Origin of the sequence: Micromonospora costi (assembly GCF_003626655.1) — a bacterium.
GTDB lineage: Bacteria > Actinomycetota > Actinomycetes > Mycobacteriales > Micromonosporaceae > Micromonospora > Micromonospora costi.
The window spans coordinates 184,634-201,379 of sequence record NZ_RBAN01000005.1 but is presented as its reverse complement, the minus strand read 5'-3'; the positions used below and the strand labels follow the sequence as shown (position 1 = coordinate 201,379).

The 16,746-nt window shown below is 71.5% G+C and carries 10 protein-coding genes; 2 read left to right on the top strand and 8 right to left on the bottom strand.

Annotated elements, in window-relative coordinates; genetic code table 11:
• Positions 1–33 precede the first annotated feature (33 nt).
• The 7 genes from D7193_RS26560 to D7193_RS26530 form a co-directional block, all read right to left on the bottom strand.
• Entirely contained in the window at positions 34–852 is an 819-nt protein-coding gene (locus tag D7193_RS26560) for a basic amino acid ABC transporter substrate-binding protein (RefSeq protein ID WP_120782353.1), read from the bottom strand.
• A 209-nt stretch (positions 853–1,061) separates the two neighbouring features.
• On the bottom strand, positions 1,062–1,949 hold the full coding sequence (locus D7193_RS26555) for a peptidase M23 (protein WP_120782352.1): 888 nt from the start codon (positions 1,947–1,949) through the stop codon (positions 1,062–1,064).
• A 377-nt stretch (positions 1,950–2,326) separates the two neighbouring features.
• On the bottom strand, positions 2,327–7,594 hold the full coding sequence (locus D7193_RS26550; RefSeq protein ID WP_187356270.1) for a PxKF domain-containing protein: 5,268 nt from the start codon (positions 7,592–7,594) through the stop codon (positions 2,327–2,329).
• Between the two features lie 131 nt (positions 7,595–7,725).
• Positions 7,726–8,535 (bottom strand): carbohydrate ABC transporter permease, encoded by an 810-nt coding sequence (locus D7193_RS26545; RefSeq protein WP_120782351.1) that lies wholly within the window; start codon positions 8,533–8,535, stop codon positions 7,726–7,728.
• A 10-nt stretch (positions 8,536–8,545) separates the two neighbouring features.
• On the bottom strand, positions 8,546–9,499 hold the full coding sequence (locus D7193_RS26540; RefSeq protein WP_120782350.1) for a carbohydrate ABC transporter permease: 954 nt from the start codon (positions 9,497–9,499) through the stop codon (positions 8,546–8,548).
• A 58-nt stretch (positions 9,500–9,557) separates the two neighbouring features.
• Positions 9,558–10,844, bottom strand: a complete 1,287-nt coding sequence (locus D7193_RS26535) for an ABC transporter substrate-binding protein (RefSeq protein WP_120782349.1) — start codon at positions 10,842–10,844, stop codon at positions 9,558–9,560.
• Positions 10,845–10,866: 22 nt separating this feature from the next.
• Positions 10,867–12,783: a glycoside hydrolase family 127 protein gene (locus D7193_RS26530; RefSeq protein WP_120782348.1), complete on the bottom strand. Its 1,917-nt coding sequence runs from the start codon at positions 12,781–12,783 to the stop codon at positions 10,867–10,869.
• A gap of 167 nt (positions 12,784–12,950) precedes the next feature.
• Here D7193_RS26530 and D7193_RS26525 point away from each other — a divergent pair, with 167 nt between their 5' ends.
• Both D7193_RS26525 and D7193_RS26520 read left to right on the top strand, forming a co-directional pair.
• Positions 12,951–14,003 carry a LacI family DNA-binding transcriptional regulator gene (locus tag D7193_RS26525; protein WP_120782347.1) on the top strand — a complete coding sequence of 351 codons (1,053 nt, stop codon included), beginning with the start codon at positions 12,951–12,953 and terminating at the stop codon, positions 14,001–14,003.
• A gap of 206 nt (positions 14,004–14,209) precedes the next feature.
• Positions 14,210–15,196, top strand: coding sequence for a LacI family DNA-binding transcriptional regulator (locus D7193_RS26520; protein WP_120782500.1), 987 nt, complete (start codon positions 14,210–14,212; stop codon positions 15,194–15,196).
• A 52-nt stretch (positions 15,197–15,248) separates the two neighbouring features.
• On the opposite strand, the gene D7193_RS26515 is transcribed toward D7193_RS26520, so the two are convergent.
• Positions 15,249–16,439 carry a cytochrome P450 gene (locus tag D7193_RS26515; protein ID WP_120782346.1) on the bottom strand — a complete coding sequence of 397 codons (1,191 nt, stop codon included), beginning with the start codon at positions 16,437–16,439 and terminating at the stop codon, positions 15,249–15,251.
• Positions 16,440–16,746 lie beyond the last annotated feature (307 nt).

Below are 16,746 nucleotides of genomic sequence, written 5' to 3'. Positions count from 1 at the left end.
CGACGGGCGCGCGCCCTCCGGTCAGGAGTCAGATCAGGAGTTCGGCAGCTTGCCGATCCACTTCTCGTAGATCTTGTCGTACGAGCCGTCCTGCTTGGCCTTGGCCAGCACCTCGTTGATCTTCTTGATCAGCTCCGGGTTGCCGTCCTTCTTCACCGAGAACCCGTACTGCTCGCCGGTGTCGAACTCGGCCGTGACCTCGAAGCCGCCCGGGTGCTCCTTGATGTACTCGGTCCAGACCGGCAGGTCGTTGATCGCCGCCTCGATCTGGCCGTTGGCGAGGGCCTGCTGCTCCGCGGCGAGGTCCTCGAACTCGACGAGCTGCAGGCCCTTCTCCGCCTCGTACTTGCGGGCGTAGTCGCGGCCGGTGGTCGCGGCCTGCACGCCGACCTTCTTGCCCCGCAGGTCGTCGAGCGACCGGTACGCCTTGCCGGTCTTCACGAGCAGGGCCTGCGTGGCGTCGAAGTACGGGTCGGAGAAGTCCATGACCTTCTGCCGTTCCTCGGTGATCGTCATGCCCGCCGCCGCGGCGTCGCACTTGCCGGTGTTCAGGTCCTGGCCGGACTTGATGCCCTCGAACGGCGTGTCGATGATCTTCTGCTCGACACCCAGCTCCTTGGCGACCAGGTCCATCACGTCGACGTCGAACCCGACCACGGCACCGCCGGCGTCCTTCGACTGGAACGGCGCGTACGGCAGGTGCGTGCAGACCGTCAGCTTGCCCTTCTCGACGAGCTTGACGCCACCCGCCTGGACCTCGCCCTCATCCTTCTTGGCGCATCCCGCGGTCACCGCGAGCGCGGCGATCGCGACGATGAGGCCAGCCCTCCGGACTGCGCTGGGGAAAGTCACGGCGTGTCCCTCCGATTCGGCGGCCTGCCACAGGTCACCAACGTTGCTGCAAAGACGGTGTGCCAGGGGACGCTACCTGATGCGGAAAGGCGCTCCAAGATCACGTCGGCCGTTGAGTCGATCCTGCAACACATCAACGCCCGGGAAACACGGCACTCGGCGGGACAACGGGACATCCGACGCGTCCGACCACCGGCCGTCGCCCCCGGTCACGCCAGGATGGCGTCCACGACCTCGGTGGCCCGCCACTCGTGCTGCGCGTACAGCCACCCGAACGCCGACACCTGCACGGCCTGGGCCGCGTCGGTCAGCGGGAGGTCCTGCCAGCCGGGGATCTGCTCGAGGGCGGTGAGGAACTGACGGGTCGCGTACTCCGGCTTCATCAGGTCCCGCACGCTGCCCCAGCCCGAGCTGGGTCGCTGCTGGAAGAGCCCGACGGAGTCGTGGTCCCAGCCGATGGCCTGGTGCGGGTACTCCTGCGACTCGGGCAGCACGCCGCTGGCGTAGTTGTAGAGGTTGCTCTCCTGCATGGCGGTGGCCACCGCGATCACCATGGCCCGGCGCGGCACGTCCATCTTCTGGGCGGTGCGGACGATCGTCTTGGCGTTGTCCATCTGGGCCTGGTCCAGTCCGGCGACCGGCGCGATCCGCGTGGGCCGGGCCTTGCGCTTCGCGGTCGCCGTGGCGGTGGCCGTGGGCTTGGCCGTCGGCGAGGGCGAGGTCTCGGGGGCGGGGCTCCCGGTGACCGGGGCGACGGGCTCACGGGCCAGTCCGCGGGAGGCGGCGTCGGCCTCCGCCCGCTGGGCGATCTCGGCGCGCTGGTCGGGGGTCGCGGGCTCGCCCGCCGGGTCGGCGCCCACCACGCTCACGCCCACGAGCCCGAGGCAGCACACGGCGCCGGTGGCCACCGCCACCCGGGTCCGGCCCGGCCGGGCGGCGAGGGGGTTGCCCCGGCCGGCGAGGCGGGTGAGCAGCGATCCGAGGGAGACGAGAGATCGCGGGATGCTGGTCGACCGGTCGGCGGAGGGGATATCGTCCGAACGGTCAGCTCGGCCCGCGGGGCCGTTGGGGTCGTCGAGGTTGCCGTCGTTACGCATTCGACGAGGCTAGGCAGCCCTTTTCGTGATCACCCAGGCCGATCGGGTGGCCATGTTCACAATCCTGGCCGCCGAAACCGGAGCCCCGGGGCCGCCGACGCGAGGCCGGGGATGACCCTCGCGGTCCGGTCAAACCTCCGTTGCGCCATCGTCCGGGTCGTGGACGGGAGGAACGACGCGGAACGCCGAGCCCCGCCCGGTGATCCACTAACTCGTCCTTTCGGATGATGTCGGATTAGGCCATCGGCGGGAGTCCCATCCGACCTCGACCCGGTTCGCCACGATTTGATCATCATCTGCGATCCGTGAACGCGACGGAGGGGCCGCGGCACCGCGACCCCTCCGTCCTCGTCGGGCACGTCCCCGTCAGCCCGTCCTCACCGCAGTCGGAACAGCGCCGTGAGGGTCGTCCCGTCATCCGCCGTGGCGGTGGCCGCGTAGCACCGGCCCGGTGTGCGCGGCGTCTTCCAGTCGTAGACGAACCATCCCTCGGCCCGGTCGTACCGCAGATCCCTGCCGGACGGTCCCGGGGTTTCGGCGACGTCCGCGCCCGCCGCACCGGAGCAGCCGATCTGCTTCACGCTCACGGTCACCGCGTCGGTGTCGGTGATCTCCTGCGCCGCGAACAGCTCGAACGTCAGCGGCACCGTGCTGCCGGCCTTCACGGTGTTGACCGCACCGCCCATGTCGACCGGCCGGTAGAAGCCCTTCGCCGTCCACGGCAGCACCGTGTACGTCTGGCTGGCCGTGCCCACGTTGCCCGCCGCGTCGGTGGCCGTCGCGGTGAGGGTGTGCGTCCCGACGGTGGTGCGGTAGCCGCTCACCACACAGCTCGCCGGACCGGAGGTGGCGTCGCTCGCGGTGCAGGTGGGCGCCGCCGGGACAGAGCCGAAGTACACGATGCCGACCGTCGAGTCGAAGCGGGCCGTCGGCGCGGCCGTGTCGACCCGGACCGTCGCCTCCTTCAACTCCTCGACGTTGCCGCTGACGTCCACCGAGCGGAACTCGACGCGGTGAGCGCCCTGCTGGTCGACCGTGACGGGCGACGTGTACGCGGTCCACGCGCCGCCGTCGAGCCGGTACTCCGTACGGTCCACGCCGAACGCGTCCTGGGCGTGGAGCGTGAAGGACGGGGCGCTCGTGTACCAGCCGCCCGCGCCGTCCGGCTCCGCCGGTGACCACGCCACCGTCGTGGTGGGCGCGACGGAGTCGTCACCCACGGTGAGGGTCAGCGTGGTCTGCGTGGTGCCGGCCTCGCTCACGTACTCGGGCAGGACGAGGTCACCCACGACCGTGTGGCGACCGGGTGTGTCGAGGACGCTCTCGTCGAAGCGCCACCGCACCCCGATGGCCTGGTTGTCCCGCGAGCCGTCGTTGTACGACACCTCCACCCGCTCGGGCAGCCAGGGACGCTGACCCACCCGCACGCTCTGTGCGAACGTCTCGGCTCCCTGGATCGAGATGCCTCCCGGCGCCGTCTCCGGACGGACGTAGATCCGGGCCTCGGCGATCAGGCCGTACAGGTCGTTCGTGCCGTAGACCACGAACGGCTCCACGTTGGCGTCGGCGACCATCTCCGGCGTGATCTCCTGCCAGGCGAAGCCGACCCGACCGCGCTCGCCGCTGGCGTAGACGGCGTCGAGGGTGGCCGGCAGTGTCGGGACCTCACCCACGGTGGTCCGCATGAGCACCGGCTGGCGTACCGAGTCGATGATCTCGCCGTTCGCCCGCCAGCGCAGGACGCCCGTGCCGGCGCCCGCACCCATGACACCCCAGATGCGGATCCGCAGCCGGCTCGTGGTGACCGGCGCGAAGTCGAGGTGGTTGGCGGTGTTGACGGCCAGCGCGTCGGCGTACGACGAGCCGTTGGTGAGCGTGACCGGCGTCCAGGTGGTGCCGTCGTCGGAGGTCTCGACCGCGTAGGTGGTGGCCGTCGGCCGCCGGGTGCCGCCGTTGTCGTCGTACCAGTAGATGTCGGTCGACGACAGCCGCACCGGCGAGTCCCAGGTGTACTGGATCCACGCCGCCCGCTGGAGGCTGGTGCCGTTCTGCTGCTGGCCCCAGTTGCCCCAGCCGTTGCCCGAGCCGGGGCTCGAACTGCTCGGGTTGCCGGCGTCGTTGACCCGGTCGTGGTTCTCCCACGACGCCGTGCCGCTGGTCGTGACGGTCGCCGAGGCGCCGAACTCGGCGACGATCTCCCGCTCGGTGAGGGTCACCGGCACGGTCGTCTCCGTACGCCGGTCCCCGTCGTCGGCGAAGAACCGGAACACGTAGTCACCGGGTCGGGTGCCGGTCACCGTGGTGGTCAGCCCGTCGCGATCGGAGTAGATGACGCTCGCCCCCGGCGGGGCGGAGACCGTCTCCCACCCGACGGTCAGTTCGTCGTCGTAGGGGACGCCGTCGTCGGCGGCCGTGCCGACCAGCCGGGTGGACAGGTTGCCGTCGGCCGAGCCGTCGCGGGTGGCGGTGACGGTGGGCGCCTGGTTGGCGACGGGCGGCACCTCCCGACCCGAGTCGAAGACCTGGATCTCGGAGATCGCGGTGTAGAAGGTCGGGCTGTTGGTGAAGGCCACACGCAGCTTGTCCGACGTGACGGTCCGGAACAGCGCCTCGTTGAACTTGGCGGCCGGCACGGCTGGGTTCTTGAACTGGTCCGGCACCGCCGACCAGCCGCCGTGGCCGTCGGGGGCCTGGATCCACCAGCGTGCGGGCTCGCGGTAGCCACCGGCCTGCCGGTCGCTCACGAAGGTCACCTTGACGTTGTCGAAGGACCGGGCCGAGCCCAGGTCCAGCTCGACGTAGCCGTTCTTCTCGGTGGTGCCGTGGTTGCCCCAGTACGGCTCGTTCGCGGTGATCCCGTCGGTCACCGCGGCCAGCGACACCGGCCGCTCGGTCTCGGCGACCGCGCCCGGGGTGTGGTTCATCGACGTGGTGCTCCACCCCGGTGTGTGGAACTGCCGCCACGGCGTGGGCCGCGGGCCCTGCTGGGTGTACGACGAGCGCAGCCCGGCGCCGGCGGCCAGGTTCGGCGCGTCCTCGGTGAGGTCGATGCCGGCCGTCTTCAGGTACGCGACCACCCGCTCGTCGGCGATGCCGGTGTCGACCGCCGTCGGGAAGTCGTCGCCCTCCGCGGCGGTGTAGGTGACCGTGAGGCCGTCCTCGGCGTCGACCCGGTTGGTGTTCGGGTCGTAGGTGAGCGTGCCGAGCGCGTCCGTGCTGACCTTCTTCGCGCCGTCGACGAAGAGGCTGTAGCCGGCGCCGAGGCCGTACCTGCTGCCGTCGGGGTCCCAGACGATCGTCAGGTCGTGCCCGTGGTACCGCACGTTGTTGACCATGAAGTGGTCGTAGCCGAACCTGATCGGCCACAGTTCGATCTTGTCGTCGGAGCGTGGCTGGAGACCCGCCATGTCCTCGACGAAGATGTAGTTCATGTTCCCGAGCATCACGTGGTTCGGGTTGTTGCGGTTGTACGTCTTCGCGGTCGGGTTCCAGTTCGAGTAGTACTCGGCCTGGTTCGGGGCCCGCAGGTCCGCGTTCGGGTAGATGCTCCAGGCCATCCAGTCCAGCAGCCGCTTGGCGTACGCCGGGGTGACGTACTTCTGCTCCGGGTCGTAGTGGCGCAGCGCGGAGCGGACACCGCGGTACTGGACCGTGAAGTTGATGTTGGAGAAGTTGTTGGAGCCACCGATGCCGTAGGCCGCCCGGTCGTACTGGTTGGCGGTGTAGAACGGGAAGATCGGGAAGTTGTCGCCGTAGGTCAGGAACCGGAAACCGTCGACGTACGTACGCCACTGGTCGTACGGGATGAGGTTCTCGGCGTAGACGTCGTACAGGTTGGACTCCTTGGCCGGGATCAGGTCCCGGGCGTCGGCCGGCAGCGGGTTGGCCCGGCCGTTGGAGCTGGCCGCCGAGGTGGCGCCGTGGGAGGTGCCGGCGAGGAACATCCGCATGTCCGGGCTCCACAACCGGCCGAGGACGGCCTCGCGGATCTCGTCGGCGCGGGCGGCCGCCGCGTCGACGGTGGCCCGGTCGGCGCCGGACATCTGGTACAGCTGGCGGGCGGCGTCGAACGCGCCCCACACGTACGCCGACTCGGGGCGCTCGATGGTGCGGGCGCCGGGCGCACCGGCGTTGGCCTTCGGGAAGCCGAAGCTGATGGCGTCGGCGTCGTTGCCCGGCATGTAGTTGGTGTCGTAGGCGATGAGCTTGTCGCCGTTGCCGTCGTAGTGCTCGAGCTGGCCCACGCCGTCGCCGGCGAAGTAGTCGGCGAACTTCCGGGCGACCTCCGCGCCGCCGCCGTGCACGTTGTACGCCTCCAGGCCGGCGGTGCCGAGGTACTGCGAGTAGTGGTTGTTCCAGCTCGTGTGGCCCGGGCTGTCCAGGAACGCCGACGAGCCGGACAACTCGCCGATGTTGAGGATCTGCCCGTACGGCAGGTACGGCGTGCGCAGCCACTTGGTGTCCTGCAGGTGCATGGGCTGGGTCAGCGCGACCGCGTTCTGATAGAGGTTCGCCCCCTCGACCGTGGTGGGGTACTGGTAGACGTAGCCGGGCGCGTTGGCGTCGAGGCTGTTGTACCGCTCGCCCCACCAGCGGTAGACGATCGCCTTCTCCAGCGCGGGATCCGGCACGTCGACGTAGGGCACGTCCTGGGCCCACTGGCGGTTGAACGCGGTGATCCCGGTGCGTACGGCCTCGGCCGGCGGCATCGCGGCGTACTCCCGGTAGCTGCGGACGGTCTCCGGCAGGGTGGGCGAGGAGACGGCGCCGACGACCGACAGCGACACCGAGCCACCGGCAGGCACGGTCACCTGGCGGTCCAGGTTGGCGCCGGCCCGGGTGAAGCCGGCGGCGGTGAGGTCGACCGTGACGGTGTTCCAGGCGGTGTCGACGAGGCCGTTGTTGGCGCCGCTGGTGACGGTACGGGTGCCGGTGAGGTGGGCGTCGCCGTCGCCCGGCCGGGTGGCCAGCGGCGACGCGGCCCGGACGGTGAAGGTGACCGAGGCGTCGCCGGGGTTGCGGAAGTCGACGGCGGTGACCGCGACGTTGTCGTAGGTGATGAACCTCGTGAGGTCCGCGGTGACGCCGGTGGCGCCGATCGTGTACCGGCCGCGGGCGTGGCTCGGGGCGTTGAACCGCTCGGCGTTGACCTCGGTGACGGTCTGCCCGGGCACGGTCACCGTGTAGAGGTTGCCGAGGTTGTTGGGGCCGCCGACGTACGTGTTGCCGGCGAAGCCCATCACGGCGAAGGTGTTGGTGTTGGCGCCCCGCAGGTAGAGGGAGCGGCCCCGGGTCATGAGCACGGCCGCGCCGACCGGCCCACGGACGCCGAGGATCCGGTCCAGGTAGTAGTCCGTGCCGCCGGCGGCCAGGTCCTTTTCGAAGATCGACTGATGCATGCTGGCCGCCGTGAAGGGCACGCCGGGCTGCAACTGCGCGGCGACCTCGCCGACGTTGCCGTAGACGGGGTCCCCGATCTCCATCGAGTGGTGCAGGCCGTCGGTGTAGACCCCGACGTCACCCTCGTTGCCGGGGAGGACCGGACCGTCCGCGTGGGCGGCGGACGGCAGACCCACCACCCCTCCGACCACCAGCGCGGCCACGGCGACCCAGGTGGGCGCCCTCCGCGCGCGTTGACTGGCCATCTCTACCTCCGTGTCTGCGGTGCGGCCGGGAGCGGGCACGCGGCCGGCTCATGTATGAATTGATGCCGATCTTTCGCATCGGACGTCTCCCCTGGCCCCGCTCCGGTACGTCGGCGAGGGAAGACGGGCGGTCAGCCCTTGATGGCGCCCGAGGTGAAACCGCGGACGTAGCTGCGCTGCATGAAGGCGAAGAGCACGAGGCACGGCACGGCCATGAAGACGACACCGGCCTCGAGCGCGGCGTAGTCGATCGACCCGTGGCTGGCCGTACGCATGTTGACCACGGCGAGCGTGGTGGTGAACCGGTCGGTCGAGTTGAGCAGGATCAGCGGTGCGAAGAACTCGCTCCACGAGGTGAGGAACGCGAACAGCCCGACCGTCACCAGGCCGGGTCGCACGGCCGGCAGCATGATCCGTACGAGGGTGCCGAAGCTGGCGCAGCCGTCCATCTGCGCCGACTCCTCCAGCTCGTGCGGCACCGCCTCGAACGAGTTGCGCATCATGAAGATCGAGAACGGGAGCTGGAACATGATGAGGACAAGGCTCAGGCCGACGAGCGTGTCCTCCAGGCCGAGCCAGCCGAGCAGGACGTAGAGGGCGATCAGGATCGTCGCGTACGGCACCATGAGGATCGCCAGGGTCAGCAGGAAGAGCAGGTCCCGGCCGGGGAACCGGAAGCGGCCGAAGGCGTACCCGCCCAGGGTGGCGACCACGAGCGTGCCGCCGACGGTGAGCGCGCTGACCACGACGCTGTTGACCACGTGGTGCGGCCGGATGCCGTTGTCGGAGGTGAACAGCCGGTCGTAGTTCTCCAGGCCGAAGCCGGAACCCGTACGCACCGAGGCCCAGCCGCTCCACAACAGCGGGAACAGGAACAGGATCGCCAGGGCGGCGCCGGTGACCGAGTAACCCCACCGGGAACGGGCACGGGAGTCGAACATGGCGGCCTCCTCAGTTCGACCGGCGGCGCAGGACGCCGAGCTGGATGACGTTGAAGACGACGAGGACCCCGAGCAGCACGACGGAGATCGCGGCGGCCGACCCGAGGTCGAGCCGGATGAACGCCTCCCGGTAGATCACCATGACCAGGGAGGTGGTGCTGTTGTCCGGGCCGCCGCGGGTCAGGATCCAGAACTGGTCGAACGCCAGCAGCGACCCGGTCACCATGAGCGTGAGGACCAGCGCGATGGTGGGCCGCATGAGCGGCAGCGTGATGCGGCGGAAGGTCTGCCACCGCCCGGCGCCGTCGACCCGGGCCGCCTCGTAGATCTCCGGCGGGATCGCCTGCAGGCCGGTCAGCAGGATCAGCATGTTGAACCCGGCGAACCGCCAGAGCACGAGCACGACCGCGGAGGTGAGCGCCGAGTTCGCGCTGCCGCTGGTCCAGGAGACGTACCCGTCGACCAGCCCGAGCCGGCCGAGCAGGTCGTTGACGGGACCGATCTCGTCGCTGAGCAGGCCGAGGAAGAGCAGGGAGGCGCTCGCGAAGCCGACCGCCATCGGCAGGAGGAAGGCCGTGCGGAACATCCCGACGCCCGGCCGGCGGTGCTGCACGAGCAGCGCCAGGCCGAGCGAGATCGCGAACAGCAGGACGGTGATGACCAGCGTGTACTTCACCGTGAACCAGGTCGCCGACCGGACGAGGTCGTTGTCGGCGATGCCGGTGAAGTTGTCCGGCGCGTTGAGGGTGGGTGGCGCGAGCAGCGGCCAGCGGTGCAGCGACATCCATCCGACGAGCACGAGCGGGACGAGGAAGAACAGGACCACCATCGCGGCCGTCGGGCTGGCGTACGCGATGCCGAGCCAGGCCCGGCGGGCCCGGCGCCGGCGCAGCGGGCGGCTGGCCGGCGTCGTCGCGCCCGCCCCGGCCGTCCGTTCCCGGGTCGGATCGGTCGTGGTCGTCATCGTGTCCTCCCTGGACGGTGGGACCTGGCCGGGGGCGGTCAGGTCCCTCCCGTCGGACTCAGCCCTGTTGCAGGGACTTGGTGATGTCGGCGTTGCCCTTGGCGAGCGCGGCCGCCGCGTCGTCGAAGAGCGCACCGCGGACGGTCTGCAACCACGGGCTCTGGGGGTCGTTGAAGGACGCGTTGAAGTTGCGGGCGTACGGCGTCCTCCCCTTGGCCATGAGCGAGTTGATCAGCACGATCCGCTCGTCGGCCTGCGAGTACTTGTTCGACGCCAGGTCGGTGCGGGTGGGCACGCCCTTGTTCTTCGCGACCACCTCGACCTGGGCCTCGTCGGACATCGTCCAGGCCAGGAAGTCCCACGCCTGCGCCGCCTTTCCGCTGGTGGCGCCGATGCCGATGGCGTCGCCGCCCACGAAGGTCGACTCCCCGCCGTCGGGGCCGCTGATCGGCGCGACGCCCATCTTCACGCCCTTCTCCTCGATGAGGCCGAGCCAGACCGACGGGCCCGGCGCGATGCCGATCTTTCCGTTCTGGAGCGCGCCGAGCCAGGTGGGACCGGCCTCGTCGCGGGAGGCCGGAGCGGCGACGCCCTCCTCGTAGAGCGACCGGTACAGGGCGAAGACCTCGGCCATCTCCGGGGAGTCGACCCGGGCGTTGGTGCCCTTGTCGTCGAGCACGTCACCACCGGCGGCCCACACCGACGGCCAGAACGTGAACTCGACGCAGCCGCCGCAGTTGCCGCCGAAGTAGGTGCCGTTGACGTCACCGCCCAGCTTGTCGACCGCGCGGGCCTGCTCGGCGAACTCCTTGAGCGTCGTCGGCGGCTTCTCCGGGTCGAGGCCGGCCCTGGTGTAGAGGTCCTTGTTGTAGAGCATCACCGACATGTCGATGGTGTGCGGCACGGCGTAGGTGCGGCCCTCCCAGGTGCCCGCCCGGACGTGCGCCGGCGCGACCTTGTCCTTGACGTCGAGGGCGCCGAACCGGTCGGTCACGTCGAGCCACAGGCCCTGCGACGCGTACTGCGGGGCGAAGACCACGTCGGCGGCGAACAGGTCGGGCAGCGCCTTCGCGCCGGCCGCGGACGCGAGCTTCGCCGGGTACTCCTCGTTGGGGTAGGCGGTGACCTGCACCTTGTTCTTGTGCGTGGCGTTGTACGCCTCGGCGTACGCCTTGCTCATCGCCTCGGTGGCCGCGCGGGTCCACAGGGTCAGGGTGGCGCCGTCGTCGACAGCCGCCTGGTCGCCGCCGGTCGCGCCGTCGTCGCCGCCGCACGCGGTGGCCACGGTCATCAGCAGCGCGGCGGCCGCCAGGGCGACCGCCCGTCGGGCTCGGTATCTGGCCATTCGTACTCCTTCGACGAGGTGACTAGCGGGCGTCGGTGGTCGTGGGCAGCCAGACCCGCATGGTGGCGGGTCCGCGGCGGGCCCAGCGGTGGTACGGCAGCAGGCGGACGGGCGCGAGCCGCGTCTCGTCGGCGGTCGCGGCGGCCTCGCCGTACGGCCAGGCCCGCGGAACGGGTGTGGCCAGGTGGGCCCACACGGCGACGCGGCCGGCGTCGTCGTCGTGCGGAACGCGTCCCGGGTCGACGCGGACCAGGTCGAGGTCGCCGACCGGCTCGTCCCTCGTGGACTCCGCGCAGTAGACGACCGGCCCGCGCTCGATCGCGACGCAGCCGCGGACGGCGTCGATGCGCGGGTCCGGAAACGTGAAGCGCGGCGCCATCGGCAGGTGGAGCCGGATCTCGTCGCCGGCGGCGAAGTCGCGCCGCACGGTCAACCGGCCCTCGGGCGCGGGCCGGGACACGCCGTCCACCTCGACCGTGGCCCCCCGCGCCCAGGCGGGCACCCGCAGGGTCAGCGGCCAGGCGCCGCCGTCGGTGGCGTCGACGCGGACCGTCACGGTGCCGCTGTCCGGGTAGCCGGTGCTGACGGCGAGGACCACCCGGCGCCCGTCGGCGAGGCGGGTGTCGATCCGGGCGTCCGCGTACTGCAGCACGCGTAGCCCGTCGCCGTCGGCGGCCGCGAGGTACGTGCCGAGGCTCGCGAGCAGCCGCGCGACGTTGGGCAGGCAGCACGAGACCTCGAACCAGGGCGCGCGCGGACCACCGCCGAAGCCGAGCTGCTCCTCGTCCTCGGGCAGGGCCCGGGTGGGCGTGCGCTGGTGCAGGCTGTGGGCGTAGAAGAAGGCGCGCCCGTCGTCGTCGACCGCGGTGGCGATCACGTTGTAGAGGATGCGCTCGATCACGTCGGCGTAGCGGTCCTCGCCGGTGGCAAGCAGGAGACGCCAGGCGAGCATCACGGCCGCCACGCCCGCGCAGCTCTCCGAGTACGCCCGGTCGGCCGGCAGCACGAAGTCGTCGCCGAACGCCTCGTCGGCGTACCGGGAGCCCATTCCGCCGGTGAGGTAGGTGCGCCGGGCGAGGGTCCGGTCGAACTGCCCGGCCACCGCCCGCAACAGGTCGTCGTCGCCGGTCTCCACCGCCACGTCGACGGCGCCGCAGGCGAGGTAGAGGGCGCGGACGGCGTGGCCACGCAGGACGGTGGCGGAACGGACCGGGATGTCGTCGCTGTAGTACGACCAGCCGAACTGGTGCGGTGGCAGGCTCTGGTGCCCCCGCCGGTCGACGAAGAGCGCCGCCTGGTCGAGGTAGCGCCGCTCGCCGGTCAGGCGGAACAGCTCGACCAGCGCGGTTTCGATCTCGGGGTGGCCGCAGATGCCCGGGTTGCCGGCCGGCCCGAACGTGGCGCAGACCTGGTCGGCGACGCCCCGGGCGATCCGCAGCAGCTCGCCGGGCCCGTGGATCCGCGTGTGGGCGACCGCGGCCTGGAGCAGGTGGCCCGCGCAGTAGAGCTCGTGGCCCGAGGCGAGGTCGCTGTAGCGGGGTTGCTGGCCGGGGCGGCCGAAGGCGGTGTTGAGGTAACCGTCGGGCTCCTGAGCGGCGCCGATCGTCGCCACCAGGTCGTCGATCTCGCGGGTCCGCGCCGGATCCGGGCGGCGGCCCGTCTCCCACGCCATGGCCTCGACGAGCTTGTAGACCTCCGAGTCGGAGAACTCCCGTCCACGCCGCTCGACCGGCCCGGCGGCGTCACCCAGCGCGAAGTTCCCGATCCAGCCCACCTTCTCCATCCAGGTCCGGGCGTGGTCGAGGGTCGCCTCGCCGTTGACGCGCTGCCGGTCGGCCCAGAACCCGCCGGTGACGTGCGCCTCGGCGAGGCCGAGCGGACGCAGCGTGCCACGGGACGGGTCCACCGGCCGGCCGCCGGTCGGGTCGGGAGCTGACATCCGCTACCTCCTGGCTTGGGTGACCGGGGTCACTCTGGCGCCCACCCTGGCCTACGAAAACCTTTTCGGCAAGATGTTCGACCGGTAACAAATTGGCGAACCGCTGGGCGTACTCTCACGCTCTACACTCGGCTTCTCGCCGAAACACCACGCCGAAAGGTTTTTCGATGGGCAGGCAACGCACGCAGGCCGTGACGCTGACCGACGTCGCCCGCCGGGCCGGCGTCTCCGTCGCCACCGCCTCGAAGGCGCTCAACGACCGCGCCGAGGTCGCGCCGGCGACGCGGGAGCGGGTGCTGCGGGCCGCGAGCGAGCTGTCCTTCCATCCGAACGCCCTCGCCCGCGGCCTGATCTCGGGCCGCACCCGCACCATCGGGCTGCTCACCGACGAACTCGGTGGCCGTTTCTCCATCCCGATCCTGCTCGGCGCCGAGAACGCGCTCGGCAACGAGCAGATGTCCGTCCTGCTCTGCGACGCCCGCGGCGACGCGATCCGCCGCCAGCACTACATCCGCACGCTGCTGGCCCGGCGCGTCGACGGCTTCATCGTCATGGGCGACAGCAACGACGTGCGGCCGTCGCTGACCCGCGAGATCCCGGTCCCGGTCGTCTACGTCTACGGCGAGTCCGCCGACCCCGACGACGTCTCCCTGCTGGCCGACGACGAGGGCGGCGCCCGTCTCGCCGTCGAGCACCTCGTGGCCCTGGGCCGGCGGCGCATCGCCCACGTCACGGGTCCGCACAGCTACCGCGCCGCCCGCGACCGGGTCACCGGGCTGCGCGCCGTGCTCGATGAGCACGGGCTCACCCTGGCGGGCCGGGAGCCGCTGTACGGCGAGTGGTCGCAGCGCTGGGGCCGGCACGCCGCACACATGCTCCTCGCGGCCGACCCGGACATCGACGCCGTGTTCTGCGGCAACGACCAGATCGCGACCGGCGTCGCGCAGACGCTGCTCGACCTCGGCCGGCGCATCCCCGACGACGTGGCCATCGTCGGCTACGACAACTGGGAGGACTTCGCGACCGACTGCCGGCCTCCCCTCACCACCGTCGACCTGAACCTCGAACAGCTCGGCGCGAGCGCCGTGCTGCACCTGTTCTCGGCCCTCGACGGCAAGCCGTCGCGCGGTGTCCTCCGCCAGCCGTGCCGTCTGGTGGTCCGCGAGTCCACCGGTCCGTCGGCGCCGCCCGCGCCACGACGGCCCACGGCGGCGGAGTGACCCGCCCGACCGCGCCGGCGGGCCGACCTGCGGGTACGACCCGCCGTACCGACCCGTGGGACCGACCCGAACGCCGGAGGACGGTCGCGCTCCCAGCGGCGCTACAGTGATCGATGACATCGGGCGGGAGGCGGGGGCAGGTGGCACGGGGAGGCTCAGCGAGTCAGGCGGGAACCGGCAGCGTGAGCCGGCCCCGCGCCACGGTCATGCGGGACGTGGCACGGCTCGCCGGGGTCTCCCACCAGACCGTCTCCCGCGTGCTGAACAACCATCCGAACGTGCGGCAGGAGACCAGGGACCGCGTCGTCCAGGCCATGGAGGCGCTCAACTACCGCCGCAACCTGGCCGCCCGCACGCTGGTGACGCGACGCTCGGGGACGCTGGGCATCGTCGGGTTCGAGAGCACGCTGTTCGGGCCGGCCTCGATGCTGTACGCCATCGAGGACGCCGCCCGCGCCGCCGGCTACTTCGTCACCGTGGCCACCGTCCGGCGCCTCGACCGGCAGTCGGTGCTCGACGCGGTCGACCGGCTCGCGCAACAGTCGGTGGAGGGCATCATCGCCATCTCGCCGAAGCCGGCGGTCACCAACGCGCTGGTCCAGGTGGCCTCGGTGCTCGCCTGCGTGGGCGTGGGCGCCGCCGGCGACGACGCCGTGCCCACCGTCCGGGTGGACAACCGCGCGGGCGCCGCCCTCGCCACCCGCCACCTGCTCGACCTCGGTCACGCCACCGTGCACCACATCGCCGGCCCGCCGGACTGGCCGGAGGCGGTGGAGCGGGTCGACGGCTGGCGCGAGACCCTCTACGCGGCCGGCGCCGTCGTGCCGCCGGTCCATCCGCGGGAGTGGACCGCCCGCTCGGGCTACGAGCAGGGCCAGAAGCTGGCCGCCGACCCGGCCGTCACCGCGATCTTCTGCGCCAACGACCAGATCGCCCTGGGCGTGCTGCGGGCACTGCACGAGGCCGGCCGGCGGGTCCCCGACGACGTGAGCGTCGTCGGGTTCGACGGCATGCCCGACTCCGAGTACTTCCTGCCGCCGCTCACCACTGTGCGGCAGGACTTCGCCGAACTCGGCCGGCGCAGCATCGACATGCTGCTGCGGAAGATCGACTCCACCGGGCAGCCGGCCGAGCACATGCTGCTGGAGCCCGAACTCATCCTCCGCGACAGCGCGGGCGCGGCGCGGAGCTGACCGGGCCCTCCCGGCAAGGCGCCGCACCGCGAGGGAGCCGGCCGGGCAGCGCTCAGACCACAAGCGGCAGCCGGTCCTGGTGCAGACGGAAGGTGTCGAGGTCGCGGGGATCGGCCGCGAGGCGCAGCCCCGGAAGACCCTGCGCGATCCGCTCGAACATGATCCGCGCCTCCAGCCGCGCCAGGTGCGCGCCGAGGCAGAAGTGGATCCCGTACCCGAACGCGATGTGCCGGCGGACGTCGGGCCGGTGGATGTCGAACTCGTGCGGCCGCGCGAACACCGCGGGATCCCGGTTGGCGCCCCACAGGGACAGCCCCACGCGGTCGTACGCGGGGATCCGGCCGCCGGCGATCTCGACGTCGCGGAAGGCGTACCGGGGTGGCACGATCTCGACCGGGCCGCGGAACCGCAGGGTCTCCTCGACCACGGCGCTCGCCAACGCCGGCTCGTCCCGCAGCGCCTGCCACTGCGCCGGGTGCCCGAGCAGGAGCCGGACGCCGTTGACGATCAGGTCGACGGTCGTCTCCTGGCCGGCGATGAGCAGCAGTTGCACGAGGGCCACCAGCTCGTCGCGGTCGAGGCGGTCGCCCCGGTCCTCCCGCGCCACGAGGTCGGAGATCAGGTCCTCCGCCGGGGCGGCGCGGCGCCGGGCGGCCAGCTCGTCGAGGTAGGCCGCGAACTCGACGGTGGCCGCGCGGGCGTCCACACTGGCCGAGACGATCGCGGCCGACCACGCCCGGAACCGCGGTCGGTCCGGTTCCGGCACGCCGACCAGCTCCGCGATGACGTTGACCGGTACGGGATCGGCGAGGTGGGTGACCGCGTCGAGCCGGCCCTGCCGGCGCGCCTCGGTCACCAGACGGTCGGCGAGATCGGTGATCCACGGCTCCAGCCGGGCCACGGCCCGCGCCGTGAAACCGCGGCTGACCAGGCCCCGCAGTCGGGTGTGGTCCGGTGGGTCCAGGCTGATGAGCTGGCGGGCCTCGATTCTCGCGACCTCGTCGCCGTCGGGACCGGCCGGCCGGTGCGCGACCGGGCAGTGACGGTGGATCTCGTGCCCGATGGCGGGGTGGTGCAGCCCGGCCAGCACGTCGGCGTGTCCGGCCACCACCCAGAACCGGTTGCCCGCGGGATCGATCTGGAGCACCGGCCGCCCGGCGGCCCGCACGCGGTCGTAGAACTCGTGCGGATCGCGGCGGACCAACGGGTCCCACAACTCCGAGAGGCCGAACGCCGGAACCACGCCGCCTCCTCGATGAGGACCGTTCCGCGGGGAAGTTGAGCGCTAACATAGATATGTTTCCGCAGCGTGTCAAACCCCGGACCTTACTTGTACGTAGGGATTGACGGTCGCTTTAGTTAACGTTCACACTTCCGGGCACAGGCAGGTACGGCCGCCGATGGCGTGACCGCCGTCCGAGAGCCGCGCCAACGGCTCTTCCTCGACCCGCCCACCGTCCGGCAGAGGAGCTTCGATGCGATAGCGACCGTCCCGGCGACGAGCGACGTCGGCGAGGCGGGCGGCCCGGGGACCTCCCCGCGCCCTCCCG

Bases quoted from the DNA above. Each gene is read 5' to 3' on its own strand.
- D7193_RS26530 (WP_120782348.1), bottom strand. From the start codon at position 12,783: ATGTCAGCTCCCGACCCGACCGGCGGCCGGCCGGTGGACCCGTCCCGT.
- D7193_RS26520 (WP_120782500.1), top strand. From the start codon at position 14,210: ATGCGGGACGTGGCACGGCTCGCCGGGGTCTCCCACCAGACCGTCTCC.
- D7193_RS26540 (WP_120782350.1), bottom strand. From the start codon at position 9,499: ATGACGACCACGACCGATCCGACCCGGGAACGGACGGCCGGGGCGGGC.
- D7193_RS26525 (WP_120782347.1), top strand. From the start codon at position 12,951: ATGGGCAGGCAACGCACGCAGGCCGTGACGCTGACCGACGTCGCCCGC.
- D7193_RS26555 (WP_120782352.1), bottom strand. From the start codon at position 1,949: ATGCGTAACGACGGCAACCTCGACGACCCCAACGGCCCCGCGGGCCGA.
- D7193_RS26535 (WP_120782349.1), bottom strand. From the start codon at position 10,844: ATGGCCAGATACCGAGCCCGACGGGCGGTCGCCCTGGCGGCCGCCGCG.
- D7193_RS26550 (WP_187356270.1), bottom strand. From the start codon at position 7,594: ATGGCCAGTCAACGCGCGCGGAGGGCGCCCACCTGGGTCGCCGTGGCC.
- D7193_RS26545 (WP_120782351.1), bottom strand. From the start codon at position 8,535: ATGTTCGACTCCCGTGCCCGTTCCCGGTGGGGTTACTCGGTCACCGGC.